This window comes from Pseudoalteromonas sp. Ld19 (assembly GCF_045064135.1).
Taxonomy (GTDB): Bacteria; Pseudomonadota; Gammaproteobacteria; order Enterobacterales; family Alteromonadaceae; genus Pseudoalteromonas; species Pseudoalteromonas aliena.
The window spans coordinates 66,546-93,181 of the sequence record NZ_JBISHA010000011.1 but is presented as its reverse complement, the minus strand read 5'-3'; the positions used below and the strand labels follow the sequence as shown (position 1 = coordinate 93,181).

Annotated in this window: 24 protein-coding genes; 10 read left to right on the top strand and 14 right to left on the bottom strand. The window is 36.9% G+C overall.

Going from position 1 to position 26,636, the window contains the following annotated elements:
• Nucleotides 1-40 precede the first annotated feature (40 nt).
• On the top strand, nucleotides 41-1,471 hold the full coding sequence (locus ACJJVZ_RS01825; RefSeq protein ID WP_405597626.1) for a tetratricopeptide repeat-containing sulfotransferase family protein: 1,431 nt from the start codon (nucleotides 41-43) through the stop codon (nucleotides 1,469-1,471).
• Here the strand turns inward: ACJJVZ_RS01825 and ACJJVZ_RS01820 are convergent.
• Nucleotides 1,468-2,376 (bottom strand): alpha/beta fold hydrolase, encoded by a 909-nt coding sequence (locus tag ACJJVZ_RS01820; protein ID WP_405597624.1) that lies wholly within the window; start codon nucleotides 2,374-2,376, stop codon nucleotides 1,468-1,470. The genes ACJJVZ_RS01825 and ACJJVZ_RS01820 overlap by 4 nt on opposite strands.
• A gap of 128 nt (nucleotides 2,377-2,504) precedes the next feature.
• Here ACJJVZ_RS01820 and rlmF point away from each other — a divergent pair, with 128 nt between their 5' ends.
• Entirely contained in the window at nucleotides 2,505-3,437 is a 933-nt protein-coding gene (gene rlmF, locus ACJJVZ_RS01815) for a 23S rRNA (adenine(1618)-N(6))-methyltransferase RlmF (RefSeq protein ID WP_405597621.1), read from the top strand.
• 23 nt (nucleotides 3,438-3,460) lie between these two features.
• The gene (ltaE, locus tag ACJJVZ_RS01810; RefSeq protein ID WP_405597619.1) at nucleotides 3,461-4,465 is read left to right on the top strand and encodes a low-specificity L-threonine aldolase; all 1,005 of its coding nucleotides are present in this window, start codon (nucleotides 3,461-3,463) and stop codon (nucleotides 4,463-4,465) included.
• Here the strand turns inward: ltaE and ACJJVZ_RS01805 are convergent.
• From ACJJVZ_RS01805 to ACJJVZ_RS01780, 6 genes are all read right to left on the bottom strand, one after another.
• Nucleotides 4,439-5,032 (bottom strand): thymidine kinase, encoded by a 594-nt coding sequence (locus ACJJVZ_RS01805; RefSeq protein WP_193156558.1) that lies wholly within the window; start codon nucleotides 5,030-5,032, stop codon nucleotides 4,439-4,441. The genes ltaE and ACJJVZ_RS01805 overlap by 27 nt on opposite strands.
• Nucleotides 5,033-5,080: 48 nt before the next feature.
• On the bottom strand, nucleotides 5,081-5,557 hold the full coding sequence (locus ACJJVZ_RS01800; RefSeq protein WP_138583962.1) for a methylated-DNA--[protein]-cysteine S-methyltransferase: 477 nt from the start codon (nucleotides 5,555-5,557) through the stop codon (nucleotides 5,081-5,083).
• Nucleotides 5,557-6,909: a DNA-3-methyladenine glycosylase 2 family protein gene (locus ACJJVZ_RS01795; RefSeq protein WP_138583963.1), complete on the bottom strand. Its 1,353-nt coding sequence runs from the start codon at nucleotides 6,907-6,909 to the stop codon at nucleotides 5,557-5,559. The genes ACJJVZ_RS01800 and ACJJVZ_RS01795 overlap by 1 nt, the downstream gene beginning before the upstream one ends.
• 74 nt (nucleotides 6,910-6,983) lie before the next feature.
• A complete protein-coding gene (locus ACJJVZ_RS01790) occupies nucleotides 6,984-7,595 on the bottom strand; it encodes a superoxide dismutase (RefSeq protein ID WP_077535073.1) in 612 nt (203 codons plus the stop codon).
• 12 nt (nucleotides 7,596-7,607) lie between these two features.
• Nucleotides 7,608-8,114 (bottom strand): hypothetical protein, encoded by a 507-nt coding sequence (locus tag ACJJVZ_RS01785; protein WP_405597616.1) that lies wholly within the window; start codon nucleotides 8,112-8,114, stop codon nucleotides 7,608-7,610.
• A gap of 80 nt (nucleotides 8,115-8,194) precedes the next feature.
• Nucleotides 8,195-8,674, bottom strand: a complete 480-nt coding sequence (locus ACJJVZ_RS01780; protein WP_138583964.1) for a GNAT family N-acetyltransferase — start codon at nucleotides 8,672-8,674, stop codon at nucleotides 8,195-8,197.
• A 246-nt stretch (nucleotides 8,675-8,920) separates the two neighbouring features.
• On the opposite strand from ACJJVZ_RS01780, the gene ACJJVZ_RS01775 reads away from it, so the two are divergent.
• The 5 genes from ACJJVZ_RS01775 (at nucleotide 8,921) to bfr (ACJJVZ_RS01755) (ending at nucleotide 15,056) form a co-directional block, all read left to right on the top strand.
• Entirely contained in the window at nucleotides 8,921-9,799 is an 879-nt protein-coding gene (locus ACJJVZ_RS01775) for a cation diffusion facilitator family transporter (protein WP_405597615.1), read from the top strand.
• Nucleotides 9,800-10,098: 299 nt separating this feature from the next.
• The gene (locus ACJJVZ_RS01770; protein ID WP_405597613.1) at nucleotides 10,099-11,169 is read left to right on the top strand and encodes a PepSY-associated TM helix domain-containing protein; all 1,071 of its coding nucleotides are present in this window, start codon (nucleotides 10,099-10,101) and stop codon (nucleotides 11,167-11,169) included.
• Nucleotides 11,170-11,242: 73 nt separating this feature from the next.
• Complete coding sequence (locus ACJJVZ_RS01765) at nucleotides 11,243-13,378, top strand: TonB-dependent receptor (RefSeq protein WP_138584641.1); 2,136 nt, start codon at nucleotides 11,243-11,245, stop codon at nucleotides 13,376-13,378.
• A gap of 730 nt (nucleotides 13,379-14,108) precedes the next feature.
• The gene (gene bfr, locus ACJJVZ_RS01760; RefSeq protein ID WP_007375598.1) at nucleotides 14,109-14,579 is read left to right on the top strand and encodes a bacterioferritin; all 471 of its coding nucleotides are present in this window, start codon (nucleotides 14,109-14,111) and stop codon (nucleotides 14,577-14,579) included.
• Between the two features lie 12 nt (nucleotides 14,580-14,591).
• Entirely contained in the window at nucleotides 14,592-15,056 is a 465-nt protein-coding gene (gene bfr / locus ACJJVZ_RS01755) for a bacterioferritin (RefSeq protein ID WP_182702688.1), read from the top strand.
• Nucleotides 15,057-15,120: 64 nt separating this feature from the next.
• Here the strand turns inward: bfr (ACJJVZ_RS01755) and ACJJVZ_RS01750 are convergent, their stop codons facing one another.
• From ACJJVZ_RS01750 to ACJJVZ_RS01740, 3 genes are all read right to left on the bottom strand, one after another.
• Nucleotides 15,121-15,315 (bottom strand): (2Fe-2S)-binding protein, encoded by a 195-nt coding sequence (locus ACJJVZ_RS01750; RefSeq protein WP_002960627.1) that lies wholly within the window; start codon nucleotides 15,313-15,315, stop codon nucleotides 15,121-15,123.
• A 321-nt stretch (nucleotides 15,316-15,636) separates the two neighbouring features.
• Nucleotides 15,637-16,095 carry a hypothetical protein gene (locus tag ACJJVZ_RS01745; RefSeq protein ID WP_405597609.1) on the bottom strand — a complete coding sequence of 153 codons (459 nt, stop codon included), beginning with the start codon at nucleotides 16,093-16,095 and terminating at the stop codon, nucleotides 15,637-15,639.
• Between the two features lie 616 nt (nucleotides 16,096-16,711).
• Nucleotides 16,712-17,050, bottom strand: coding sequence for a hypothetical protein (locus tag ACJJVZ_RS01740; protein ID WP_193156553.1), 339 nt, complete (start codon nucleotides 17,048-17,050; stop codon nucleotides 16,712-16,714).
• 525 nt (nucleotides 17,051-17,575) lie between these two features.
• Between ACJJVZ_RS01740 and ACJJVZ_RS01735 the strand changes: the two genes are divergently transcribed.
• Entirely contained in the window at nucleotides 17,576-18,133 is a 558-nt protein-coding gene (locus ACJJVZ_RS01735; protein WP_405597606.1) for a TMEM165/GDT1 family protein, read from the top strand.
• An 88-nt stretch (nucleotides 18,134-18,221) separates the two neighbouring features.
• Here the strand turns inward: ACJJVZ_RS01735 and ACJJVZ_RS01730 are convergent, their stop codons facing one another.
• From ACJJVZ_RS01730 to ACJJVZ_RS01720, 3 genes are all read right to left on the bottom strand, one after another.
• Complete coding sequence (locus ACJJVZ_RS01730) at nucleotides 18,222-18,725, bottom strand: DUF6436 domain-containing protein (RefSeq protein ID WP_405598155.1); 504 nt, start codon at nucleotides 18,723-18,725, stop codon at nucleotides 18,222-18,224.
• Complete coding sequence (locus ACJJVZ_RS01725; RefSeq protein WP_405597604.1) at nucleotides 18,722-20,188, bottom strand: methyl-accepting chemotaxis protein; 1,467 nt, start codon at nucleotides 20,186-20,188, stop codon at nucleotides 18,722-18,724. Before ACJJVZ_RS01725 ends, ACJJVZ_RS01730 begins: the two co-directional genes overlap by 4 nt.
• Nucleotides 20,189-20,285: 97 nt before the next feature.
• Complete coding sequence (locus ACJJVZ_RS01720; RefSeq protein WP_405597601.1) at nucleotides 20,286-20,840, bottom strand: isochorismatase family protein; 555 nt, start codon at nucleotides 20,838-20,840, stop codon at nucleotides 20,286-20,288.
• Between the two features lie 165 nt (nucleotides 20,841-21,005).
• On the opposite strand from ACJJVZ_RS01720, the gene ACJJVZ_RS01715 reads away from it, so the two are divergent.
• Entirely contained in the window at nucleotides 21,006-25,514 is a 4,509-nt protein-coding gene (locus tag ACJJVZ_RS01715) for an EAL domain-containing protein (protein WP_405597599.1), read from the top strand.
• Nucleotides 25,515-25,633: 119 nt separating this feature from the next.
• Here ACJJVZ_RS01715 and ACJJVZ_RS01710 read toward each other — a convergent pair whose 3' ends face one another.
• Nucleotides 25,634-26,527: a cation diffusion facilitator family transporter gene (locus ACJJVZ_RS01710; RefSeq protein ID WP_405597597.1), complete on the bottom strand. Its 894-nt coding sequence runs from the start codon at nucleotides 26,525-26,527 to the stop codon at nucleotides 25,634-25,636.
• Between the last annotated feature and the right edge of the window lie 109 nt (nucleotides 26,528-26,636).

Sequence of the window (26,636 nt, the reverse complement as noted above, 5' to 3'; positions counted from 1 at the left end):
TTTTTTATTTTATAGTAAATAAAAAAATCAATGCGCAGTTATGCTACTTAAAAAAGCGAATCAACTACTCGAGCAAGGCAAACTCAAAGAAGCAGAGTTTCACTATAAAGCACTGTTAAAAAGCGATCCTGACAATGGTGAAGCCTTATTCGGCTTAGGTAAAATAGCATTAAGGTTAGCGCGTTTTGATGCAGCGGTGTATGTACTGCAAAAAGCATGTGAACGTCTACCGCGTATGCTTGAGCCATTAAATGCGTTAGCTGATGCGTTTAATGGAGTTAACTCACCTAAAGATGCATTAACCGTCCTTGAGTATGCACAAAGCATAGCAACCAATAACCCTGAACCTCATTATTATTTAGCACAACACTATCTAACTCATGGCAATTTAGATAAAGCGCATAGCACTTTTGCACATGCACTTAGTATGGGTGTTCACCCTGTTACTGCCTATATTTTATTTGAATTAGTCCAATTAGGACGTTTTGACAAAAATCATAATTATATAAGTAAGTTGCATCATTTATTAACCCAAACTAATAACTTACACCTTAAAATGGTGTGCTATTACGCGCTGGGCAAAAGCTATGACAAGCTTGATGATACTGAACAAGCATTTAGCTATTTTGTGCTCGCCAATAAGTTACAACACAAGTTAAGTAACTTTAATACTGATGAGCTCAGCCCCATTTATGATGAAATAATTAAACACAACACGCGCTCATTTATAAACAGCGGCGATAAGCAATTAATTAGCCAAATCACCCCAGTATTTATAATTGGTATGCCCCGCAGTGGCTCTACTTTGCTGGAGCAAATGCTGGCAAATCACAGCCAATATTCAAGCATTGGAGAGAGCTCGAGTGTCGGTAATGTGGTTGCATTTTTAGAGCAAAAGACGGCAGTTTCATACCCTCAATGCTTAAAACACTTAACACCTGAGCTAATTAGCAAAGCACGTGACATTTATATAAATGCACTAAAAACCGTCACACCTATTAAGCCATTTATAATAAATAAGTTACCAAGTAACTATCAATCACTTGGCCTTATTTATGTGTTGTTTCCAAATGCTAAATTTATAAATTTAACACGCGATTTTAATGCGACTGCTTTTTCTATACTTAGTAATTATTTCGCAGAAAATGAACCTTACTTTTGCTCTCTTGTAGAGTTTAAGCAATATCATGCATTATACGAAAAACTAATGCTTCATTGGCAATCGCTTAAAGGTATGCCAATTTACAACATCAGTTACGAAGCATTAGTAAACAACCCAAAACAGCAACTAACTGCATTACTTAACTTTTTAGATTGCTCCTTTGAAGAAAATTGTTTAGCATTTTATAAGCGCAAATCGGCGGTTACCACTCTTAGCAAGCATGCTATTCGAGAGCCGATTAATCGTTTAGCCATTGCAAAATGGGAGCGTTATAAAACGCCCCTACTTGAATTACTTGATGGAAGTTAACGTGTAGGGTGCGCATTAAACCAATTAAGTAAATCTTTAAATTGATCATCACGCGCACGTGGGTGCGTGAGCATATTAATATGATCGTAATCAAAATTATGCCCATGTTTACGGCCATAAATACGCATTTTTTGAACCCCCAGCCCTGATTCATCCATGAACTTTTGAATATCAATTGGCTGCGCTAATGCCTTATCGTTTACTGCAGCAATATGTAGCGTAGGTGGCAAATGCAGATTACTAATAGTGGTTGCATAATCAAAGTTATCATCAGAGTCTATCCACGGTGTTTTTTTAGCCCACTGCATACTTTGAAAGTGCGACTTTTGAGTTTCATTATCACTGCCCCACTTATAACCTTTAGCATTTAAATAGCCATGCTTTTTAGCCAGTATAGGTGCCATAAAATACCAAATAAAATTGGCTTGCAGTAACTTTTTAGGATGGTTGTTAAACAATGAGCGCTTAGAGCCAAAATAAACACAGGCCTTGACGTTATTTATGTAATCAGGGAATCGTGCGAATACACTGTTCATCAACACCCCCCCCCAAGAGTGAGCGACCCAATAGTCGGGTTTTTTACCTTCAATCACTTCTATTTGATTAATAAAAGCTGGAATATCTTCCAAAATAGCTTCTGTTTGTCCATATTCAGATTCACCCGAAATAACGGGCTTGCTATCACCTCGTCCACGTAAATCAGCCACATAGCATCGATAACCGTGCTCGGCTAAAAAAGGGGCAAGTCCTTTATTAGAGTGCGTGTAAAATATTTTTCCGTTTTCTACAGCCCCATGCATAAAAAACACCACAGGCCCTTGCTGGTTATCATCGGCTATACGACGTAAGTGTAGTGTTTGCTGAGCTGTAAAATTGATTGCTATTGATTGCTGAGAAATGGCCACGGTTGTTCCTTTTTATTTTTACCAACTCATCCTACCAGCAATATCCGCGATACCAAAGAAAATGTCTGCACTTTACTCACCAGCATTTGTTACAATTGCCACATCATATCTGTTGTTAAAATTAAGCCATGAAAGAAAATAAAGCACGCTCAAAATTACACCCTCGTAACCTACATAAAAATGGCTACGACTTTGATTTATTAACAGCAGCACTTCCTGCTCTACTGCCTTTTGTTATAACGACACCAGCGGGCACTAAAAGCATTGATTTTAGTGATAACAAAGCCGTTAAAACACTAAACCAAGCACTTTTAAAAGCACACTATAATATTGATTTTTGGGATATTCCTGAGCATAACTTATGCCCACCCATTCCAGGTCGTGTTGATTATATTCATTACTTAGCTGACTTATTAAGTGATGATAATCAACAACAAATACCGCTAGGTAAGCAAATTAAGGTGCTTGATATTGGTACTGGCGCTAACTTGGTTTATCCGCTTACTGGTACAAGTGAATATAAGTGGCACTTTACGGGCACTGATATTGATGTAGCCTCAGTAAAAATAGCAAAACAAATTGCCCAGTTTAATGGTTTAAAAATAACTCTAAAACAACAAAAAAATGCATCTCATATTTTTAAAGGCGTTATTAACCAAAAAGATTTATACCATTTAACACTCTGTAATCCGCCGTTTCATGCAAGTGAGGAAGAAGCAACCAAAGGCAGTGAGCGTAAATGGAAAAACTTAGGAAAAGCCCCCTGTAGCACACTAAATTTTGGTGGTCATAATAATGAATTATGGTGTGAAGGCGGTGAAGTTCAATTTATCTCCAATATGATCAAAGAAAGCGAAAGCGTTGCAGAGCAGGTACTTTGGTTTACGTCTTTGGTGTCTAAAAAAGATAACATTGCAGCCCTTGAAGAAGTATTAAAAGCTCACCCAATAGCCGAGTATAAAATAGTTGATATGGCACAAGGTCAAAAAATTAGCCGCTTTATTGCATGGAGCTATTTTGATAAAGAAACCCGTGAACAAATATGTAGTGAGCTTGCTTAAGCTATTAAAAGGATAAAGCCATCATGATAGATTTTCGTTCTGACACAGTGACTAAACCAACAAAAGCAATGCGCGATATTATGTATAACGCACCGGTTGGTGACGATGTATATGGTGATGATGAAAGCGTAAACCAACTAGAAGCCTATGCATGTAAGCGTTTTAATTTTGAATCTGCAATTTTTTGCAGCTCCGGCACACAAGCTAACTTGCTTGCATTAATGGCGCATTGTGAGCGAGGTGACGAATACATTTGTGGCCAAAATGCTCACAATTATAAGTTTGAAGGTGGTGGCGCAGCTGTTTTAGGCTCTATTCAACCACAACCTATCGAAAACGATGCTGATGGCAGTATCCCTTTTAATAAAATTACGGCAGCAATAAAACCAGATGATTGCCACTTTGCTAAAACTCGCTTGCTCAGCCTAGAAAATACTATTGGCGGAAAAGTACTTCCTCTTGAATACTTAGCCCAAGCACGCGACTTTGTTAATACACATAATTTAGCACTGCACTTAGATGGCGCTCGTGCATTTAATGCAGCTATTGAGCTAAATGTTGATATCACTGAAATTACAAAACACTTTGATTCAGTTTCTATTTGTTTATCAAAAGGCTTAGGCGCCCCCGTTGGGTCTTTATTATTAGGCTCGCAAGCGCTTATTAATAAAGCAAGGCGATGGAGAAAAGTACTTGGCGGTGGTATGCGCCAAGCCGGCATACTTGCAGCGGCTGGCCAATACGCACTCGAATATAATGTTAATCGTTTGAGTAACGATCATGCTAATGCACGATATTTGGCTCAAAAATTAAGTGAACTGAATGGTTTTACTGTCGATATGAGCAACACCACTAACATGGTTTATGCAACGTACGCTAGTAGTAAAAACATCAAAGAGATTGCTCAAACACTTAAACAACAAGGCATATTATTTAGCCCAAGTAAGCAGCTTAGGCTAGTAACGCATTTAGATATTACCCGCGAAGATATTGATACATTTTTAACTACTTTGTCGGCCCATATTTAACGCGGCTTTATAATGTTTGCGGCATACCGAAACATATCGGTCATTGCCGCCAATTTCTACTTGATTGCCATCGGCTATTGCTTCACCGTTTTCATCTGTACGCAGTACATGGTTAGCTTTTCGTCCACAATGGCATACAGTTTTAAGCTCTACTAACTTATCAGCCCACGCAAGCAAGTATTGCGACCCTACAAATAGCTCGCCTCTAAAATCGTTACGCAAGCCATAGCACAGCACAGGTATACCTAACTCATCAACCACATCGGTTAATTGCATAACTTGTTCTTTTGATAAAAATTGACATTCATCGACCAACACACAGTGGCGCTTTTTGTCGCTATGAAGCGATTCAATAAGATCAAAAACATCTTTACTGGCATCAAATACATGCGCATCAGCTTGTAAGCCAATACGAGATGACACTTTACCCACGCCTTGCCTATCATCAATAGCAGCGGTGAGGATCACAGGTTCCATACCGCGTTCTTTATAATTAAAAGCAGATTGTAGTAATGTGGTTGATTTACCTGCATTCATTGCAGAATAGTAAAAATATAATTGAGCCATTAGGGTGCCATCTAATAAAAAGTGCGCTTATGCTACCTTAATATTAAATTAATACAAATTTAACCCTTCATGTTTCAATAACCAGCGTTTTCTATCCAAACCTCCCGCATAACCGGTCAACTTTGCATTTGCGCCAATAATTCGGTGGCACGGTACAATAATACTAATCGGGTTTTTACCATTCGCAGCGCCTACCGCCCTTACTGCTTTCGGGTTATTGAGTTGGTTAGCAATATAGCCGTATGTTTGCGACTGCCCAAAAGGAACTGTTAATAGTGCTTGCCATACACTTTGCTGAAATACCGTCCCCTTTGTATCAAGTGGTACATCAAACGTAGTACGCTTTTTTGCAAAGTACTCGTTTAGCTGTGCAGCGCAAATAAGCACCGCCTTATTAGTGACTCGCTCAAATGGCGTATGAGGGTGTTCAACTGGTGGGTAAAAACCAACGTAACTGACACCTTTATCGGTTGCCTGAATAATTATGTCGTCTATTGGGCTTGAAATTGATGTTTGAATTATCATTATAATTGCTGCCAAAGTTGAAAGGTTAAGTAAGAGCGAAAAGGAGCGCAATTAGCAGGCTCAAAAGGATTTGCCGCCGCTTGAGCTTTTTTAACACCCAAATCGCCATCAAGTAATATATCGGGTTGGCTTTGCCCTCGCAGCTTTGCATAATTTACCGTCCAAGGGCCAATTCCCTTTAAACTAAGCCATTCGTCTAAATCGTCGTTTTGAGGGTTTAGCGCACAGAACTGCGCTAAATTATGCAGCGCATTTTTGCGCGCTTGTGGCATTTTAAAAAAGGCAAAATCACTATTAACAACAACTTCAGCTGCGGGGAAGTAAATAGCATTGCCCTCTTTTTCACCTAATTCATCAACTAACTTTGTTACTAAATTATGCGCCGCAGTAACACTCACTTGTTGCCCAAGTACCGCTCTTATTCCGGCTTCAAAACTTGACCAAATCCCTGGAAGCCTGAGCCCTTCACACACAGTAAACGCATTGTTTATATTGGCGCTTAAATGCGTTTGAATTAAATTAATGTCGGCGTCTAAATCAAGCACACGACGTATATTATTAATAACAGGTTGTAAGTACGCCGTATTGTCTATATTGATAGATACACTAAAGTGGTTTTTACTCGCTATAAATTTGGCGGTAAAGCTTCCTTTATATTTCTCACTTGCAAAAGTACGCCCGTAACTCGTTTGCGTTATCCACTCCATTGGTTTGATCAAGCGCCTTTGTAAAAAGGACTGCAAAGCAGGCCAATTATAGGGCGGCCTAAATGGTAAGGTTAATGTGAGTGTTGACGTTGGTTTTTTATCGCCACTGCGCAGCTTCGAGGGAGCTATATTTAATTGCTGCAAAAATGCATCATTAAAGCGCCTAATGCTTTTAAAGCCAGCAGCAAACGCTATTTCGGTTAAGGGTAAATGTGTTTCTTGAATCAGCTTTTTAGCAAAATGACATTGGTTAAATAATCGATATTGCGTAATCGACACACCAAAATACTGCTTAAACAACTGCCTTAAATAACGACTACTTATACCTAAACGAGCTGCTAATTTTTCGCAGTCGTGTTCATCTTGCTGATCAACTAATTGCTTAGCCCTCAGAGCTGTGGTTTTTGTACCTTGCCAAGCAGCGCTGCCTGGTGCACTGTCGGGCCTGCAACGAATGCAAGGTCTAAAGCCATCTTGCGCCGCGTTATGGGCATACTGATAATAAGCAACGTTTTTTTCGTGAGCCGTTGGTGCAGGGCAAATAGGCCTGCAATAAATACCGGTACTTTTTACCGCGACGTAAAAAAGCCCGTCAAAACGAGGATCGCGACTCTGACGTGCTTTTTGCCAATGTGAAGTGTCCATAAACGGCCCTATAAATTAACCTTATAGAGCCTAGCTTATACAAAAAAACTTACATTACTAGCCATATTCGGCACTCAACCAATAGCCAATAAATAACGCCTTTGTACTTCTTGCCAATTAATTACATTATAAAAAGCGGCGATATAGTCAGGACGTTTATTTTGATACTTCAAATAATAGGCATGTTCCCATACATCAAGACCCAAAATAGGGGTATTGCCCTGCATTAGAGGGCAATCTTGATTAGCGCTATTTTCTACAATCAACTTTTTATCTGGGGTCACACATAGCCATGCCCAACCACTGCCAAATTGGCTAATTGCAGCAGCAGTAAATTGGTCTTTAAACTTATCAAAACTGCCTAACTGTTCATTTATTGCCTGAGCAACACTACCTTCAGGTTCACCTGTGGCTTGTGGGCTCATTACTTGCCAAAATAAACTGTGATTAAAATGCCCTCCTACATGCTCTTGTACTGCTTTTTGCAAATTACTAGGCAGGCTGTTTATTCCCTTAAGTAATTTTTCAGCATTTACGTTTTCATATACAGTATCTGCTAAAGCAGCATTGGCTTTATTGATATACGTTTGATGGTGCAAAGTATGATGAATATGCATCGTTTTACTATCAATATGAGGCTCTAGTGCATCGTATTCATAATCTAGTTTAGGTAAAGTAAACGTCATAAATAGTCCTTTTTAGTGCAATTGTTTGTTTGAAGGTGTGTTTGAGCTTAAACAAAAATTAACTTGCTCAATCAGTTCTGGAAAAGAAGGGTACCTGCGTGCAAATGATACAAGTTCAGAGGAAGTTTTAATGTAATGGTGCTTACTCACTTTTTGTATATCGTAATGAGTATGCTTAATTAATGAAGAAAGTGTTAAGTGTACTTCGCATAGCCATTTGCATGCATTTTCAGGCTGTTGCATAGCTATATAGGTATCAGCTAAATTATGCGACGCAACAACAAGTGCGGGTATACAATGCTCAATAGCATGAATGACATTATTATTAATTTGTGCATATAAAAACTGCTCAAGAAGATGATCTGCAAGTGTTTTGGCTAATAAGTATTTATCGCGGGCTTCGAGTAGTGCACCTTGTTCAAATGCATAATTACCTTGCATTATGTTCGACTGCCAAGGACTTAATGCATGCTCAAGATAGAGTAAATCTGGGTGAGTTTGTTTTTGACTTGAGATCATATAATCATCTGCACGTTTAATTATTGAGTGTGTATTTAACTTACACACCCAACAGTGTAAATGCAAATGATTTTCATTAACTATTTGGCGAAATCTAACAATTCCTGCCCTGTTAAGCGATATATAATCCATTCGTTTTGAGGCTTTGCGCCTATGCTGTTGTAAAAATCGATAGCGGGTTTGTTCCAATCAAGCACTACCCATTCAAAACGACCACAATTATTACTAATGGCCTTATTAGCTAAATGTTTCATAATCGCTTTGCCAGCGCCATTGCCACGGCTATCTGGGCTTACGTATAAATCTTCAAGATACAGGCCGTTTTTACCTAACCACGTAGAATAATTATAAAAATAGACTGCAAAACCAATTGGTTCATCCCCCTCTAAACAAATTATACTGTGCGCAGTTGCGCCATCACAAAATAGCGTATCTAGTATCGCTTGCTCACTTGTTTTTACAGCTTCAGGTTCTTTTTCATAAATAGCTAATTCATTTATAAAATGTAGAATTGTTTTTGAGTCACTCGGTTGTGCATCACGAATAATTGGCTGGTTCATTATTTTTCACCTTAGGGCATACTGCTTTATTTTAAAAACTGAATCGGACTATGAGAATATACTTTCATAATGCATTAAATAAGAAGAGACGCAAGCATTGGGGTTTAAAAGCTTTGAAACATAAGCAATTAGTGTCATTAATAGTTTTATAAAACATGCTTTGATCGTGTTTTAATAATAATCGCTTACTTGTTTTACACTTAAAATTTATGAGTGCTACTTTTTAAATATAGTTTAGAGGGATTTATGGGACACAATCATTCACATAGTCATGTAGACGAAAATCAAAGTAATAAACAGCTTACGGTAGCTGTTGTCATAAACGTATTACTGACCATAGCGCAAGTCATTGGCGGGATATTTTCTGGCAGTTTATCACTTATAGCCGACGCCCTTCATAATTTAAGTGATGCTGGTGCTATTTTCATAGCCTTGGTAGCACGTAAAATAGGCAATAAGCCTGCTGACGGCACTCATCATTTTGGTTATAAACGTGCTGAAATACTCGCTACGTTATTTAATAGCAGCACGTTAATTTTAATTGGTGGGTATTTAATAGTTGAGTCTGTTTCGAGTTACTTAAATCCTCAACTAATTAATGGCTGGATTGTTGTATGGGTTGCCGCCATCGCATTAGTTGTTGATTTAGCTACCGCATTTTTAACCTACCGTGCTGGTGCAAATAACAGCATTAATATAAAAGCAGCCTTTATTCATAATATCTCAGATGCAATGGCATCTATTGTGGTCATTATTGCGGGCACCTTAATTATTTTGTATCAATGGTATATTGTTGATTTAATTGCCACTGTCCTTATTTCTATCTATGTAATTTATCATGGCGTTTTACTATTAAAACAAAGCTGCAAAATTTTAATGCAAGCAGCGCCTAACAACATTGATACACACACAATATCAAATACTATTTGCAGTAAATTTAATATCGAATCGGTAATCAGTATTAAGCTTTGGCAATTAGATGATAAAGAAAGTTACTGCGAGCTTGTTATTAGCACTCAACACCTAGTTGATTTACACATAGTAAAAAGCTTTTTGCACGACAATTTTAATATCGAAAATTGCATAATAGAAATCCAATCGATCGTAAATAAAAGCCTCACATAATGGTATTAATAATAAACCTGAACTCTGGATAATAAATCTATCTCGAGCTGCTATTTTCAACGCTAACTGCGTTGAATTTACTTGCAATAGGCCAGCTATTGACGCATAAATTCGCCTTGTTTTCACTGAGAATCTCTAGCTAGAGAAAATAAATTTAAATACCATCATGATTCAATACGTTAGTAAATCTCTTAACCAGAGTTCAGGTTAATAAGCAAAACCAAATACATGACTATTAATTAAAAACAGCTCGTATTATCATTTACAATATTGCTATTAACTCATAATGAGATACTTTTTTGAAACTTTGGTTACGTAGAATTCACTTAAGCCTTGCCCTTATTAGCGGACTATTTTTATTCATAGTGAGCTTAACCGGTGCGGTTATGATTTACGCAAAAGACATACAGCACTTAATAGAGCCTGCAAAATGGCAAGTAACACCCCAAAAAAACTTAATGCATTACGATGAACTTATACAAAATGTACAAGCTCAAACTAAGCAAACAATCACCTTTTTTATGCCTGAGCAAGCACCAAACTCAGCATGGCAATTTAGGTTAGCCAATAAACACTACGCCAGTGTTGATCCCTACTCAGGAAGTGTACTAAACATCTATGAATCAACAGATACCATTTACGGGTTTGCTATGGGCTTACATCGCTGGTTGTTATATGAAAACAGTCAGGGTGAAAAAACCTTTAGAAATTGGATGTCGGTGTGTGCTTTGCTACTTTTAGTCAACGCCTTACTCGGCTTTTACCTATGGGTTAAACCAAAAAACAGAATTAAACGGTTAGCAATAAAACCAAAAGCCAAATTTAGAGTGCTTATGTATCAATTACATACTGTGCTTGGCGTTTACTTTTTTATACCGCTTGTACTTATTGCCTTTACTGGCATGGCGTTTAATTGGAAAACACAAACTCAATCGGTCTTAGAATTTTTAACCTTTAACACCGTAGAGCAAAGACCGAAAGCACCAAAAACAATCGCATCTTTAAAAGCGGCTTTAAACTATAACGAAGCAATTAAAAATGCAGAGAACGTATTCCCAGATGGTAAAATATATAGAATTTACTTGCCTAAAAAAACCGACGATGCAATAGCGCTGAGAATGCAAAACCCTAGCGAAAGCCACGCTTACAGTTGGGTTTGGAGCAACCCATTTACTGGCAAAGTCTTAAACTCATTTGACGCAAGTAAAACCAACTTCACAACACAAGTATGGAACTTTAAATATAAATTTCATATTGGTGATTTTGCAGGCCCAATAGTGCAATTTATGTGGTTATTAATCGCCCTTTCACTCGCATTTTTTATTGTAAGTGGTGTCTATTTTTGGTTAAAGCGTCATAAATGGAAATAAATCTTATTAACACTTGCGCCATTAGTTGATAATAATTACCATTACGGAAATTATTATCAACTAAGATCCCTCAATGTTAAAAACTTCACTTTGCCTTCTTGCTGTTGCAATAAGTGCTAACACGTTCGCTGATGAAAGTAATAAAAATGAATACACTGGTGATCAGTTAGAGCACGTCATTGTGTCTGGTAGCCGTATAGCTGAAAGTATTGACGAAGTACCCGCTTCAATTACGGTTATTAATCAACAACAAATACAACAGCATTTAAAAGTAAGTTCAGAACTAGGTAGTTTACTAGCGCAAATGGTGCCAGGCCTTGCTCCCGATACCGGCAGCTCAAGCAATTCAGGACAAACACTACGCGGTCGTGCGCCTTTAATAATGATTGATGGCGTGCCGCAATCAACCCCTCTTCGTAATGGCTCTTTAGGCGTAAAAACGCTTGATGCAAGTGCTATAGCGCGCATTGAAGTAATAAAGGGTGCAACGTCTATTTATGGTAATGGGGCCTCAGGTGGCATTATTAATTACATAACGAAACAAGCCCGTAGTGATGGTAAACCGGAAGGTGAAATAAGTATTTCAAGTCGCTTTAGCGCTGTTAAATTAGCAGAAAGTGGCGGCGGTAGACTATCGGCGGCCGTAAACGGAAAGTTCGACAAACTCAGCTATCTGTTAAGTGCAAGCTATGAAGAAAACGGCGTACAACGCGATGCAAAGGGCGATATTTTAGGTTTACAATATGGTTTATCAGACTCCGAAACGCAAAACTATTTTACCAAGCTAACCTATGATTTTGATGACGAAAAACAGTTGCAGTTTAGCTACAACTTTTACAGCTCACAACAAAAAACAGACTTAGGCGATGTTACCGGCGATGGCAATATAGGGGAAAAAACATACGCTATACACGTCCCTTTAGCACTTCAAAAACAAGGTAAACCGCAAGGACCAGAAGGTAATGAAAATATAACGCTAAAGTATGTTGATTATGCGTTATTTGATAACACACAAATGACTCTCGATCTCTATAAACAAAATATAGAAAACGTATTCTTTTTCTCAACCGCGTTAGCCAATCTTGATGAAGGTTATAGCGGTGGTCAGTCTGTCATTAAATCAGACAAACAAGGGGCAAGAGCTACTTTTAATAGCCAGTTTGATTTTGAAAACGTAGCAGCTACGCTGATCTATGGTATTGACGCGTTAAACGATAAAACGTCGCAACCTTTGGTTGATGGTCGTGTTTGGGTCCCAGAGATGGACATGGAAAGTGTTGCCGGTTTTTTACAAACAAAATGGGTAATAAACGACGACATTATTATAAAAGCAGGCGTAAGAAACGAAAGCATTGATTTGAGCGTAAGTGATTATCAAACATTAAAGCTATGCAGAACCGCGTCGCAGTGTTCGGTGCCGTTAAACGTACGTGGTGATACTATTAATTACGAGGCTACAACGTATAACGCAGGTATAAAATACAATCTAACTGACGCGTTTAGCCCATTTTTTAGTTACTCGCAGGGATCTGACATTTCAGATATAGGTCGTTTACTTCGCGCCGCGACCGTTAACGATATTGCACTTATTCAAACACAAGCCTCCATAATCGATAATTATGAAGTTGGTTTTACCTCACAGTTTGAAGATGTGCGCTTTGAATTTTCCCTTTACAGAAGTACCTCAGAGCTTGGTACGAGTAATGCGTTCAACGAAGTAACAGGGGTTTACGAACCCGTACGCGCACCTCAAGAAATATGGGGTTACGAAAGTTTAGTTAACTACACGATTACTGAAGATCTTAAATTGAGCGCCACTTACAGCTACGTTGAAGGCAAAAACAGCAAAGCTGATGAATATTTAGGCGCAAGACAAATTAGCCCACCTAAAGCGACGGCTAATTTAACATGGCAAACGAATGACAAACTATCACTGGCGATGAGCTTTTTATATGTAGGCGACAGAAAGCGCTTTGATAAAAATGCACAAGGCCAATACTCTGGCGATCAAGGCCCTGTTAGTAGCTACAACACATTTAACTTAAGTGGGCAATACAATGTTAACGCCCAATGGAGTGGTTATTTTGGGATAGAAAACCTGTTCAATAGCGATTACTACCCTGCTCGAGCACAAGCATACACCTACGGTGGGTACAATATTAAAGGGTTAGGCACAACTGCAACGTTGGGCGCTACATACCAATTTTAATGAATAAACACACATTATAGGCATGCCCTGCATGCCTATATACTTAACCTGAGTTCTGGTTAAGAGATTTACTGACGTATTGAATCATGGAGATATTTAAATTGATTTTCTCTAGGCAGAGATTTTCAGTGAAAACAAGGCGACTTTACGCGTCAATAGCGAGCCTGTTGCAAATAAATTCAACCCAGTTAACGCTGAAAATAGCTGCTCGAGATAGATTTATTATCCAGAGTTCAGGTTGCTTAACAAATCCCACATAGATAAACGTCTCACTTTTTACCTAGGGCGTGTTGATCTTTGTGGATTGAGATTTGTTCAATCTAGGGGCGATTAAATTGCGGCGCGAGCTTTGTAACCTAGTGGGCTAAGTAAAAACCGAGCAACAAAAAGTTAATCGTCCCTAGAAAGAACCTTTTGGGCAGCGCATGTTTGGTCTTTATGCTGCGTTATCGCCTATTTATGGGGAAAAACCACACTACATAGGCACTGCCTTGCCTAAAAACCAAACACACTGCTGCAAATTTAACCACCAAAGTCCAATACGCCCTAGCAATCATAATCTTGCATTAGATGCTAATACAAATAAAAAACTGTCCATAAACCAAGCAGTAACGCAAACTTAAATAAGAATCAAAACCAATAGTAAAGCAATGATTTTTATAGAGAAAACTTGCAATTCATTCGATTTATACTACACTGCCTACAATTGAAATAGTTAAGGCGATTTATCATGAAAGGTAATCAAAAAGTAATCGATGCGTTTAATACATTGTTAGCTAACGAGTTAGCGGCAATCGATCAGTATTTTATACACTCGCGCATGTATGACGACTGGGGTTTAAACAAACTATACGAGCGCCTTAACCACGAAATGGAAGAAGAAAAAGATCACGCAGATTGGCTTATTAAGCGTATCTTGTTTCTAGAAGGTGTACCAAATATGACTAAGCGCCGTGATTTACTTATCGGTAGCGATGTAAAAAGCATGATGCAAAACGATTTAACACTTGAGCTTGAAGTAGTCGCGTGTGTTAAAGATGTAATCGCAATATGTGAAGAACAACAAGATTACCAATCTCGTAGCATTTTAGAAAAACTGTTATTTGATACAGAAGAAGATCATGTTTACTGGTTAGAACAACAACTTGGCTTAATTGATAAGATTGGCTCTGAAAATTATCATCAAGCACAAATGGCTTAGTAGGAGCATATTATGAAAGGCGATAAAGACGTTATTGCGGCGCTTAACAAAGTACTCGCTAATGAGCTTGTTGGTATTAACCAATACTTTTTACATGCACGCATGTTTAAAGATTTTGGCTTTACACAACTAGATAAAGCAGATTACAAAGTATCTATTCAAAAAATGAAAAACGCCGATCGTTTAATCGAGCGTATTTTATTTTTAGAAGGTTTACCAAATCTTCAAGATTTAGGCCGATTACGTATTGGTGAAAACAGCGAAGAAATGATTGCAGCTAATATGAGTTTTGAACTCGATACAATCGACGAGTTACAAAGTGCAGTGAAACTAGCTGAAAGCAAAAAAGATTATATTACTCGTGAAGCCCTTGATCACATTTTAAATGAGCAAGAAGAGCAAATTGATTGGTTAGAAACCCAACAATTACTTATTAAAAATACGGGTATTAAAAACTACTTACAGTCTCAACTGTAAATAGTAATAAGCATAAAAAAAGCAGCTATAAGCTGCTTTTTTTACATCTAAATTTTTTATGCAATTAAGCAACTTGATCCGTTACATCAGCAATCTGAATCAGCCTGCGATTAAGGATCTTTTTAGTACAGCCACAACACTTACCGCATTGGCTGCCCACTTTAAGCTCTTTAGTTAATTCACGCATGGTTGTTGCACCATCGTCAATTGTTTGCTCAATTTTTTTATCAGTCACACCGTGACATAGACAAATATACATGAATACAAACCACTCTCAATTACATTTAGTACGTACATACTAATCTAAACGAAAATAGTTATCAATTATTTTATTGGCTAATAAGTCTCTTTTTTAACTTATTTGGCCAGCGCCACTTAAGTTGAGAATTCGCGGCAGCTTGAGAATAGTTTTAATTTTAAGCAAGGCGTGGCACTCAGATTGAGATTTATTAATTAGAGTCTACCTTAAATTTAAGTAAGATTAGGTTTAGGTAAATATTTGAATGGTTAAAAACTAATTAAGGCTTTAAAAATCTTATTCTCTTGTTATAAAACGCTTAATTCTTAGTCCCAATCTTTTTCATAAAATACACCGCCCAGGAAATGCTACTTTAAAAAAGCCCCATTCTTTAGAAAGCCATTTATGAACTGTTTTATAAAGCTCATTATCTAGGTCGATACTATCATCTCGAACCCATAAATAGACTACACATTGATAATTCGGAGAATAGCTCGGGTCGATGTAAACAGAGCCAAGGCACTTGTTTTTTGACTTATTAAATACTGAATAAGCAAATGCCTGCCGTGATTCAAATTCTTGTTTATGAGCTTTTAGGCTAGCGATATTTTCTTCAAGTGTCATATCACTTTTAGGCCATTCAGAACTTAAGCCAAAAATTCCTTGTAGTCTCTTTTGACTAGACATTACGGCTTCAAAATCTAATTTTGCAACTTCGTCATCAAGAACTCTGAAATGAAAAGATTCACTGTCAAAACTCTTAGGCGGTTCGTAAGTTTCAGAAATAAAAGGGTTAAGCATACTCAGGACCTACCGGTAGTGACATTATTGTATTACGAGCCTGTAGAATAACTCGTTTTTAATTTATTTTTATTGATGGTTTAACCATAGCTGAGTTCCTATTTTGATTCAATCGATTACTGTATTTTATGCAGAATATAAAGTGGGAGTTTAATGTTGTTTTAATTGGCTTTTTGGAAGGTATTACAGGTGTTTAAGTGGCTTTTATTTAGGTTAAAAGGGCTTACCCATTCTTAATGAATCGTGTTTTGGATCTTTTCTATGTTATATGAATTAGGCAATACGATTGTCGCAATGTGAAGTAAAGGCATTCATTTTCGTTTGTCGGCGTAAGGTCGATGTAACTGGGTTTGTTACGTGATTTATGATTTGTACTTATAATATTGTTTTAATTCATAATTTATTAGAAATTAGGATAGGTATCATCCTAACTCCCATGCCGTACACCCACCCCTCTAAAATATACACTTCATTAAGCTGAGGATAAATTATATTCAACATAATAATTTTCTAGCTTGACTCTGAAATTGAATTTTCAGCGGGGCAGGATATAGTCTATTAAGTCACTCAATCGCAACAATACTACTAATGACTAAAAGGCTACCACGTCTCATTATTAGTTTATTTTTGATAAACCAATTAATGCATTCTCACTTTCACCATCATGACAACGGCTATCATTGCCGTCTCTGTTCTCTATTATTAAGGTGTATTCACTGCCATTCTTTCCTTCAGCTATTGCCATTAATATCGGTGCTAATAGATAAGTCTGCTCTGGGTATACAATTACAGGCTCGAGCTCAAATCCAGAAGCTCGTTCATAGCGAACTTCAAAAGTATTAAACGTTGAAAATACGTCTGTAATAATGCCACTACAAGTAAATACTTTAGCTTGGCTTGAAAATGATATTGTTAAAACAAGACTTAATACTACGTTTAGTAATAAATTTTTCATCTCTGTGATCCTATATTATTGACTAACCTAATTGTTAGAAAAACCATCATATCTATTAATCTTTTTGAAATTAATGACAAAAAAATTAACCTTTAATGACATAAACACATAAACACATAACCACATAACCACATAACCACATAACCACATAACCACATAACCACATAACCATAAATAGTGTCACCGCGATTATTCGTAATTTTAAAATCATAAAATTGCAAAAGACAAACTGCATATTCTAGTATTTACCGAATAAAACATTTATGGAATAATGCACGCCTCTTAAGGGAGTAGCCCGCTCAGTCTGTCAATTTATCTAAACAAATAACTAGTTAATACACTAGAAAACATATGTTTTAATAAATTGATAAACGAGTAAACTTATCAACATAATTGCACCTCACGTGCATGGTAAGTTTGTAATGTTGTAGCAAGCATTATCGGCGAGACTTAGGTGAACACTATCCTCGAGGCGGGAGATGGTTGTTTGCCTTTGTTTAACACTCCCGCCTGAAAGTAGTTTTAATGGAAGCTTTTCTTACCTCAACCGTCACTGTTACCCTTGCTGAAATAGGCGATAAAACACAGTTTTTATCATTACTTCTCGCCGCTCGTTTTCATAATAAAATTGCACTTATTATAGGCATTTTAGCTGCAACAATTATTAACCATGCTTTGTCTGCGTGGTTAGGCGATTGGCTCAGCGGTAACTTTATAACTCACTACATGCCATTGATTGTCAATATCAGCTTTATTGTTGTAGGCTTTTGGCTGCTTATTCCAGATAAAGATGAAGAGGTAACTCAAAAATACGATCATTTTGGTGCGTTTTTAGTCACTTTCGTCTTATTTTTTATTGCTGAAATTGGTGACAAAACACAAATAGCGACAATTTTGTTAGGTGCTCAATATCAATCTGTTTTTTGGGTAACACTGGGGACGACGGCTGGTATGTTAATAGCGAATGTCCCTATAATTTATGCTGGCAACACCTTGCTTAAAAAAATCCCACTAAGCAAAGTACGTGTTATTGCAGCAAGTGTGTTTGTACTGTTGGGTATATATGGTTTGATAGCACTTTAAACTGCAAAAGGGTTTATTTTAATACGTGGGATTTCGTCTTATATGATCTAATAAAGTTTATTAGATCATATAAATATGCATAATCACTCTATACTTTATTAACGCAGTAACAGCCTTTTGTATCGGTAATTAAAAGTTTTGAGTTATATCCTGCAACTAAGTTGTTTATCACGGCTTCAACAAACCCACTACCTTGCGCGCATGCTAATCCTTCAGAAAGCGGTCCAACATAAACAAAGTCACCGCTTTTGTCGATAATAATCGCAGCTGGAGTTGCTGGTACAACAGCCTTAAGCTCTTGTGTAAGTTGCAGTTGAACTACATCCAATCCTTTAGTTTTGGCTAAGGTCGTTAGCGACGAAATGTGCGACTTAGCTTGCTTAAAACATCCACAGCTTTGCTCTGTAATCAATATTAAGGATGCAACTTCTTTATTTTCCCATACCAATTGTTGTTTAAAATTATTAAACCAGCTGTTTTTTATCAGCATTTGCGTGCTATCAAATGCTTTCAGTTGCCCTACCTGAAAGTAAATAAACCCAGCTACAACAAAAAACAACCAGGTTACAATCACTGTAATAATTAGGTCTATTTGAACTTTGCAATACTTTGCTCTAAAACTTCAATACTGTCATCAATAAGCTGAACTTTAGCCGTCAACTGTTTCACTATACTTGAGTCTACATATTGGTTTTCAAGCATCTTATTGGTACTTTGAGCTATTTGCTCAGTGTTACCCGCCTGCTCTGCGACCACTTGCGCGACTGAATTTGCACTACTAGATACAGCTTTGATCTGCTCGCTCATCGCAGATATGTTTTCTTTCATCGCGGTGCTTATTTGAGTAAGATCAACAACGAAATCTACGCATTGGCCCATAGACTGCGTTGATGTTTTACTATTACTCACTAAGTTTTTAAGTGTAAGACTAATTTTATCTGTCGTTGCCTTACTATTATTAGCAAGAGAACGTACCTCATCAGCAACGACCGCAAAGCCCCTACCGTGCTCGCCCGCTCTGGCCGCTTCTATTGCTGCGTTTAAAGCTAATAAGTTAGTTTGCTCTGCAATACCCGATATTTCATTAAGTAAACCTGAAATAACATCCCCCGCACTAACTAAATGGTTGATCTGCTCTTCGGTATGATTAAGAAGTTTTAACAATTCTCTGCTTTTACTGTCCGTTTGTAAAACATCGTCTAAAGCACCACTTGCTGCTTGTGTAATGTTATCAACCTGAAGCTTTAATACTTCACTTTCTTGTTCAACTAACTTGAAGCCCTCAGCAACTTGAGCACCGGAATTTGCAATATCATCTGTTTGCTGTGTACGCTGCTGAGCAGCATCAGCCAATTGATCATGAACTTGAATAAGTTCTTGTGAATTAGTTTGTAAAGATCCTGACTGGGTTTGTACTTGCTTAATTACATCAGATAAATAATCTAATAATGTATTAAAGCCATTCACAGCTTCACTTTTTACATCATCAGCTCTTAGTGATAATTTTATATGTTCAGGGTCTAACATGATTTGCTCAGTTGCAAAACTCAGTGATGAACCCGCACGACGTTCTTGCTGCAATGTTTTAGCGATATAGCCGACAACAAGCACTTCAACTATTGCATAACAAGCGTGTATAAGCACAGTAGAAAAAGCCAGCCTATCAGGATCAAATACATAAAAACCTGTGTTTTGAGTCTGTAAATAATAAAAAGATAAGTGATGAACCGCCACAAATACGATGGCAGTGATAAATACCCGCCATTGTACAAAAACAATTAACATTGGCATTAATATAAATATCTCAAAATGTACTTCAATTAAACCGTACGCTTGTTGTATGTGCAAAAAGGAAAACATCATAATCGCTGCGGCCACTATGTGCGGTGTTACTTTGCTATCAGCTTGAGTATTTAAAAACCAAATAGGCAGCAAACTCAGCGGTAAACCAATAATAAATGCTTGTAATAATGTCCCAAAATACAAACCTATCCCTATGGATTCGATGAATAGCAAACTAAAAATAATTGTAAATAATCGACTAACATTGGACATAAAAAACCTTTAGATGTGTATTGTTTATTTTGTAACTCAGAATGCTTGGCCATTTCGTACGTAATAAAACAAAAATAAGGACATAACTCCCCGATATTTATTTAACTATAGGCAATATTTCTTTAAATGTAGGGGTTGCTGCATCTTTAGTCCATTGAAATATAATTGTTTCTGCGCACGAAATAATAGCACCGGCTTGTCGTAACTGATCAAGGGCTATGCGTACGTGCTCTTTATTTCGAGAACCGACAGCATCCGCAGCGATAATAACGTTAAAACCATTTTGTAATAAATCCAAGCATGTTTGTAACACGCATACATGTGCTTCAGTGCCAATAACTATAACTTCTGAACGCCCGTAGCTTTGCAATGTATCTACAAAATGAGGCTCTTCACACGCACTAAAAAATGTTTTATCAATGTATTCGGCCTTTGGTAATGCATTTTGTATTTGTTGATGTGTCTCCCCTAGTCCCTTTTTATACTGCTCAGTTATTAGGGTTGGCACATTATGAACCTGGCTTGCATGTGATAACTGTAGTGCACAATTTAAAACGCCCGAAAAATTTTCAATGACAGGCGCTAATCGAGCTTGCAGGTCAATAACCAAGAATAAGCTTTGGGTTGCATCAACATTAAAAATTGTACGCATAGTGACCTCATAAAATTTTAAGCTATTGTCTTATATAAGTTAGTTTAGCAGCAAAAAGAATACTGTTTTAACTTAACATCTGTTTTTGTAATTCAAAATAAAAAATACATGCTATATTTAGTACCTACCTATAACTCTATTCTATGTTAGTGAGAGAATTTATTAGTGCGTTTGAATAAATGGCTTTTTATCCTCAATACAATTGCGTTAATTTGCTTTGGAAACGTTTTCGCATCGCAAAACTATGCTCAACAGCTACAACGCATTTCTACCGATGAAGGCTTATCGCAAAGCTATGTTACAAAGTCATTACAAGACAATTTAGGTTTTATATGGATTGCAACTACACAGGGCCTAAATCGATTTGACGGTCATCAAGTTAATATCTTTGATGGGGGCGTTGGATTAGATCGTTACAACATAGCTAGTTTATTTAAAACGCATGATGACAAAATTATTGTATCAACAGAGAGCTCTGGTGCTTATTTAATCGATCCTATTAACTTAAGCACTGTAAAAATTTATTCCCAAGTTGCTTCTGAGAAATCAAATTATATTCCGCCCATTTTAGCTGTAGAGCAAACCCAAGATATCTTTTATTTTGCGATACGTAATCAAGTTTTCTCGTTTAGTACAAATAGTAAAATACTCACTTTAGAGGCTACCATTGACGATGAAACTAATCATATTCGCGCATTGAGTGTGTACAAAAACGACTTGTTCATCGGTGCAAACAAAGGATTATATTTTCAAAACTTAGCAAATAAGCAACTAACTAAACTTGAGCTACACGATCGTACGCAAAATACACTCGATAATAATGATGTTAAGTTTTTAAGTATCGACTCTCAATTAGGTCTACTCGTAGGCACCGTAGAGGGGCTCTATGCCGTAGCACTGGATGATAATACCCTTTTAAATACGTCTAAAATATCCACAATTATTCCTGAATATAATATTTGGGATTATAAAAAAACCCCCTACGGAGAGTTTATAGCCACAGAGCAAGGGCTATTCCAGTATCACCGAGACACAGGTAACACTGAGTTTATTTTAAATTTTAGCGACAGTAAGTTTAATATTACTGAAAATACAATTAATGATTTAATGGTTGATGCAACGGGTATGTTTTGGCTTGCATCGCGTACGCAAGGTGTTTTTACATGGGCTATTCAAACAAGACGGTTTAACAAAATAAAATTACCTGCTAACAATGTTATTAATGCAATTTATCAAGATAATGACGATTCAATTTGGTTTGGCACAGATAACGGCATCACCCATGCATCTGCTGATATGAAAAAATCTAAAAACTATTTAGAATCAGACGATAATAAAGCCGTTTATGGAAAGTTTTCAGTCTTTAGTATCATCCCAGCTCATTTAGAGCCTGAATCACAATATTTATGGCTAGTTCGCTACTACGACCTCATTTTATTTGATAAAAAAGCAAAGAAAATAGTTTCAAAGCAAACGATAGATTTAGAACCAAATAACCCGATTGATTTTTATGGTTTTTCCGAAATTGCAAACGATACATTTGCATATTTTAGTAACGAAAACTTTTTTATCTATAACGGAAAAACACAGAATGTACGGATAATTAAAGGACTAAAAGAGCAAATTGACCCATTCGATGCATATACGTTTCTTCGCCCTTTAGATACCCACCCTGATGAATTACTGATCAGCACATACACACACCTGTTTCGTTATAATGAAAAAACTCAAACACTTACAACACTTTACGCAGCCCAAAATAGAAAAGGTAATACGCTCTACACCATTGATGATTGGCTCATTAATAACAAAATATTATGGCTTGCTACCAGCCAAGAAGGCCTTATTGGCTTGGATTCGACGAGTTATGAGAGAAAATATCATTTTGATATGAGTGATGGCTTAAAAACTGAATCTATGTATTCTTTGCAACTAGATGAGTATGGTTTCTTATGGATAAGCAGTCAAAATGGGCTCTATCGCCTTGATACGCAAACTCAAGCTTTAACTGTTTACACCGTTAAGGATGGCCTTTCGGTTAATCAATTTAGTGTTATTGGCGCAAATAAATTAAACAATGGAAATTTAATTTTTGGCAGTAGTTATGGGGCAATCTCATTTGATGCCGCTGACTTTATCGAACAATCGCAACAAGCCCCCGTTTTTAAAACGTTAATAACTGATATTACATTGCTATCAAGGCAAGTGAATTACCACCCAATGCAATATGCATCAACTCCATTAGCACTAAACCATGACGACATTGGCCTTGAAATAAGCTTTTCAAATTTTGACTTTCACAATGCCAATAAAACATATTACAAAGTATCATTAACGGGGCCTACCTCGCTCAATTACGATAAGTTGAAATCAAATAAAATATTCTTTACTAAACTCCCACCTGGCGACTACGTTTTAAACGTGTCTTCACATAGTACAAATAGCTCTAAAATAAACGAAAGTAGTACATTACTGTTTAATATTGCTTATGCACCTTGGCAGTCACCACTTGCATACACTATTTATACTTTAAGTATTATCAGTATTTTGTTTTTACTTTTTTGGCAATACCGTCATCGTAAAATTACAATTGAAAATGCACATCGCGCAACTATTCATTCTCAAAAACAAACCGAATTAGCACTGAGAAATAATAAAAGTGGTGTTTGGGATTACAATTTAAAAAGCGAAACAGTAAACACATTGCGAGGTAATGAATTAGGCTACACTAATTTACCCGAACGTATTGAGTTAGCGTACTTTATTGCCCTTATACATCCTGATGATCGTAGAAGAGTCGAAAGCCAATGGAATATGTTCATTCAAAAAAATGAACCACTGCAAAATTGGCAAGCGACTTATAGATTACATCATAAAAATGGCCATTGGCTGTGGTTCCAAGACATTGGCCAAATTATATATAGCCCTCTATCAAACGAACCTTTGTATGTATCTGGTATATATACAAATATTACCGAGCAACGCGCCAATGAGCAGCAAGCTAATGTTCTTGGTGAAGCATTTAGCCAAATAAATGACTGGTTACTTATTCTCGATACTCAGTTAATGCCTTTTTCTGCTAACAATAGTCTTTTAGACGCGTTTTCAAGCAACTCAGCTAAGGCAAAATTAAGCACTAAATTATTAATTAAAGCAATGGGCAAAGCAAAATGTAAAAAATTTGCAGCCAAGCTAAAATCGTTGAAGCCAAAACAAAATTGGCATACGGATACTTATATTAAAACGAAAAAAAATAAAAATCACCCTATCCAACTTAGTGTTACAGCTGTTGCGAAAGAAGATAATAACGTTAGCTATTATGTGGTTGTTATTTCTGATCTGACGGAACAAAAACGAGCAGAAAACGAGTTACGCTATTTAGCAAACTACGATCCTTTAACTCGCTTACCTAATCGCAGTTTAATGTATCAAAAAATAGAAATAGCCATAGAAAAAGCGCAACAGAGCGTTACTCAATGCGCTATTTTATTTATTGATTTAGATAAATTCAAACCTGTGAACGATTCTTTTGGTCATGCTGTGGGTGATAAACTACTGTGTAACATTGCTGAACGTGTAAGCGCAATATTAGGAGAGTGCTCTACATTGGGCCGCCAAAGTGGGGATGAATTTTTAGTTTTGATCGAAAATACCAGCTCAGTAAAATCATTAAATCACACAGTAAAAGAAATCAGCGCGGAGCTTGCAAACAAAGTTATTATTGAAGATTTTTCGATTAATATATCTGCCAGCATAGGTGTTGCATTATATCCTTTCGATGCTGAAACAACCGATATATTAATTAGAAATGCTGATGTTGCAATGATGCACGCAAAACAAAATGGCAGAAACGGATTCAAGTTTTTCAACGAAAAAATGAATGAAAAAATAAAACAAAAGTTAATTCTTGAAAATAATTTAAAAGACGCGGCCAAAGACGACTTGTTTTTTAACCATTATCAACCAATTGTCGATATTGAAGCAAAAATAATTAACGGTGTCGAACTGCTTATGCGCTGGGAAAACGATGGACAACTCATATCACCGGCTCAGTTTATCCCTATTGCAGAAGAAACGGGCTTAATAGAAATGCTCACTGAGCAAGCTTTAAAACGGGCCTTATCTGAATTAGCACCCATTCTATCCAGTAATCCGTTATTTTATATTTCTTTAAATTTATCGCCAAAGCATATTCTTAAAGAAAACATAGCCAAGCGTTTACTCTCAATCCTGAACGACAACCAGATAAGTCCGATGCAGCTTCGCCTCGAGATCACCGAAAATACATTGTTGGATGATAAAGTTAAGGCTGCAAAACAGCTTCAAAAATTACAAGCGCTTGGATTCAAGTTACTCCTTGATGACTTTGGGACAGGCTATTCTTCATTAACTTATTTGAGTCAATTTCCTATTAATGTGATTAAAATCGATCAAAGCTTTGTAAATAGTATTGGCATAGATAAAGGTGACGAGTCTATCATTAAGAGTATATTTTCACTTGCTAACAACCTTGAGCTATCCTGTATCGCTGAAGGTGTTGAAACACGAGAGCAGATGGTATTTTTAACTAATATGGGATGCTATGCACAACAAGGTTATTATTTTGCTAAGCCGATGAAAGCTGAAAAGCTGTGTGAAAGTGACTGTTTCAACAAAATAATTAACTTAATTTAGAGCCTATACCTTCGTATTGACTCATCAATGAAGATATTTATACCAATTTGCTTAAATATAGAGGCGATAAAACCCGTTAAATGGCATCAAATACTGATGCCAATTGGTGTTGTTTACTACTAACTGTGTTGATGCTCGGCATGACTTTCTATTTGCAATACGCTGCTTTTAACATTAAATTTTAATGACAATAGTTGTTCTACTTTTAAACGACAGACCTCATCATGCTTTTCAATAGTACAGTGCTGTTTAAGTACCACATGGGCTCCAACTACAGCCTCTTTATCTTTACGCGTAACAGTTACGTTGTGTACGCTATGCACATGCTCTATATGAGTTATTTCGTATTCAATATCAACAACTTTTGGAAGTTTTTCTTTATTTAAACGTAACCCTTGAATACAACGAACAATGACCTTAATGCCTGTAAATAAAACAAAGAATGCGATAAGCATACTCGATAAAATATCAATAACATCCCAGCCAGTAAAATAGATAAGCACGCCAGCAATAAAAGTCGATACGGTTGAAATTAAATCAAAAAACGAATGTAAAAATACAGCATAAATATTAATACTGGCTTTACGACCTTTGTACAAAACCCACGCTGCAGCACCGTGAAACAAAAAGCCAATACCCGCAATAGACGACATCAAGAAGCTATTAATGGCAAGCTCATTGCCCTCATGATGATGAATAAAACGCTCCCCCCCTTCATATAAAATAACTAAGCTAATGGCTAAATATAAAACGCCATTAATAAGCCCACCAAATAATTCTGCTCGCTGGTGACCATCGTTGTAAGTTTTAGCGAAGTGAATAGCAAGACTTGAGGCTATTAACGCAATAAATAGCGAGCTGTTATGGACAAATAGATGCCCTGCATCTGCAAGTACTGCAAGTGAATTTGCATAATATGCGCCAATAACTTGAATGACCATGAATGAGCATGTAATTGCTAATGCAATTAATAACCGGCGGCGGGAAGCCTCGTGTGTAGTGATCTCTGTCATGAACTGTTTGAATTACCTATACTTAGAATGCAAATAAGCCTATGGACAGGCTTAGTGAGAAAAGAGTAATGATATACAGTATCAATTATAATACGTCGGTAATTCAAAC

Excerpts from the sequence above, each read along its gene's own strand:
- ACJJVZ_RS01765 (WP_138584641.1), top strand. The coding sequence starts at position 11,243 with ATGTTAAAAACTTCACTTTGCCTTCTTGCTGTTGCAATAAGTGCTAAC.
- rlmF (WP_405597621.1), top strand. The coding sequence starts at position 2,505 with ATGAAAGAAAATAAAGCACGCTCAAAATTACACCCTCGTAACCTACAT.
- bfr (WP_182702688.1), top strand. The coding sequence starts at position 14,592 with ATGAAAGGCGATAAAGACGTTATTGCGGCGCTTAACAAAGTACTCGCT.
- ACJJVZ_RS01795 (WP_138583963.1), bottom strand. The coding sequence starts at position 6,909 with ATGGACACTTCACATTGGCAAAAAGCACGTCAGAGTCGCGATCCTCGT.
- ACJJVZ_RS01735 (WP_405597606.1), top strand. The coding sequence starts at position 17,576 with ATGGAAGCTTTTCTTACCTCAACCGTCACTGTTACCCTTGCTGAAATA.
- ACJJVZ_RS01725 (WP_405597604.1), bottom strand. The coding sequence starts at position 20,188 with ATGTCCAATGTTAGTCGATTATTTACAATTATTTTTAGTTTGCTATTC.
- ACJJVZ_RS01745 (WP_405597609.1), bottom strand. The coding sequence starts at position 16,095 with ATGCTTAACCCTTTTATTTCTGAAACTTACGAACCGCCTAAGAGTTTT.
- ACJJVZ_RS01710 (WP_405597597.1), bottom strand. The coding sequence starts at position 26,527 with ATGACAGAGATCACTACACACGAGGCTTCCCGCCGCCGGTTATTAATT.
- ACJJVZ_RS01825 (WP_405597626.1), top strand. The coding sequence starts at position 41 with ATGCTACTTAAAAAAGCGAATCAACTACTCGAGCAAGGCAAACTCAAA.
- ACJJVZ_RS01790 (WP_077535073.1), bottom strand. The coding sequence starts at position 7,595 with ATGACGTTTACTTTACCTAAACTAGATTATGAATACGATGCACTAGAG.
- ACJJVZ_RS01780 (WP_138583964.1), bottom strand. The coding sequence starts at position 8,674 with ATGAACCAGCCAATTATTCGTGATGCACAACCGAGTGACTCAAAAACA.
- ACJJVZ_RS01800 (WP_138583962.1), bottom strand. The coding sequence starts at position 5,557 with ATGATAATTCAAACATCAATTTCAAGCCCAATAGACGACATAATTATT.
- bfr (WP_007375598.1), top strand. The coding sequence starts at position 14,109 with ATGAAAGGTAATCAAAAAGTAATCGATGCGTTTAATACATTGTTAGCT.
- ACJJVZ_RS01720 (WP_405597601.1), bottom strand. The coding sequence starts at position 20,840 with ATGCGTACAATTTTTAATGTTGATGCAACCCAAAGCTTATTCTTGGTT.
- ACJJVZ_RS01750 (WP_002960627.1), bottom strand. The coding sequence starts at position 15,315 with ATGTATATTTGTCTATGTCACGGTGTGACTGATAAAAAAATTGAGCAA.
- ACJJVZ_RS01805 (WP_193156558.1), bottom strand. The coding sequence starts at position 5,032 with ATGGCTCAATTATATTTTTACTATTCTGCAATGAATGCAGGTAAATCA.
- ACJJVZ_RS01740 (WP_193156553.1), bottom strand. The coding sequence starts at position 17,050 with ATGAAAAATTTATTACTAAACGTAGTATTAAGTCTTGTTTTAACAATA.
- ltaE (WP_405597619.1), top strand. The coding sequence starts at position 3,461 with ATGATAGATTTTCGTTCTGACACAGTGACTAAACCAACAAAAGCAATG.
- ACJJVZ_RS01785 (WP_405597616.1), bottom strand. The coding sequence starts at position 8,114 with ATGATCTCAAGTCAAAAACAAACTCACCCAGATTTACTCTATCTTGAG.
- ACJJVZ_RS01775 (WP_405597615.1), top strand. The coding sequence starts at position 8,921 with ATGGGACACAATCATTCACATAGTCATGTAGACGAAAATCAAAGTAAT.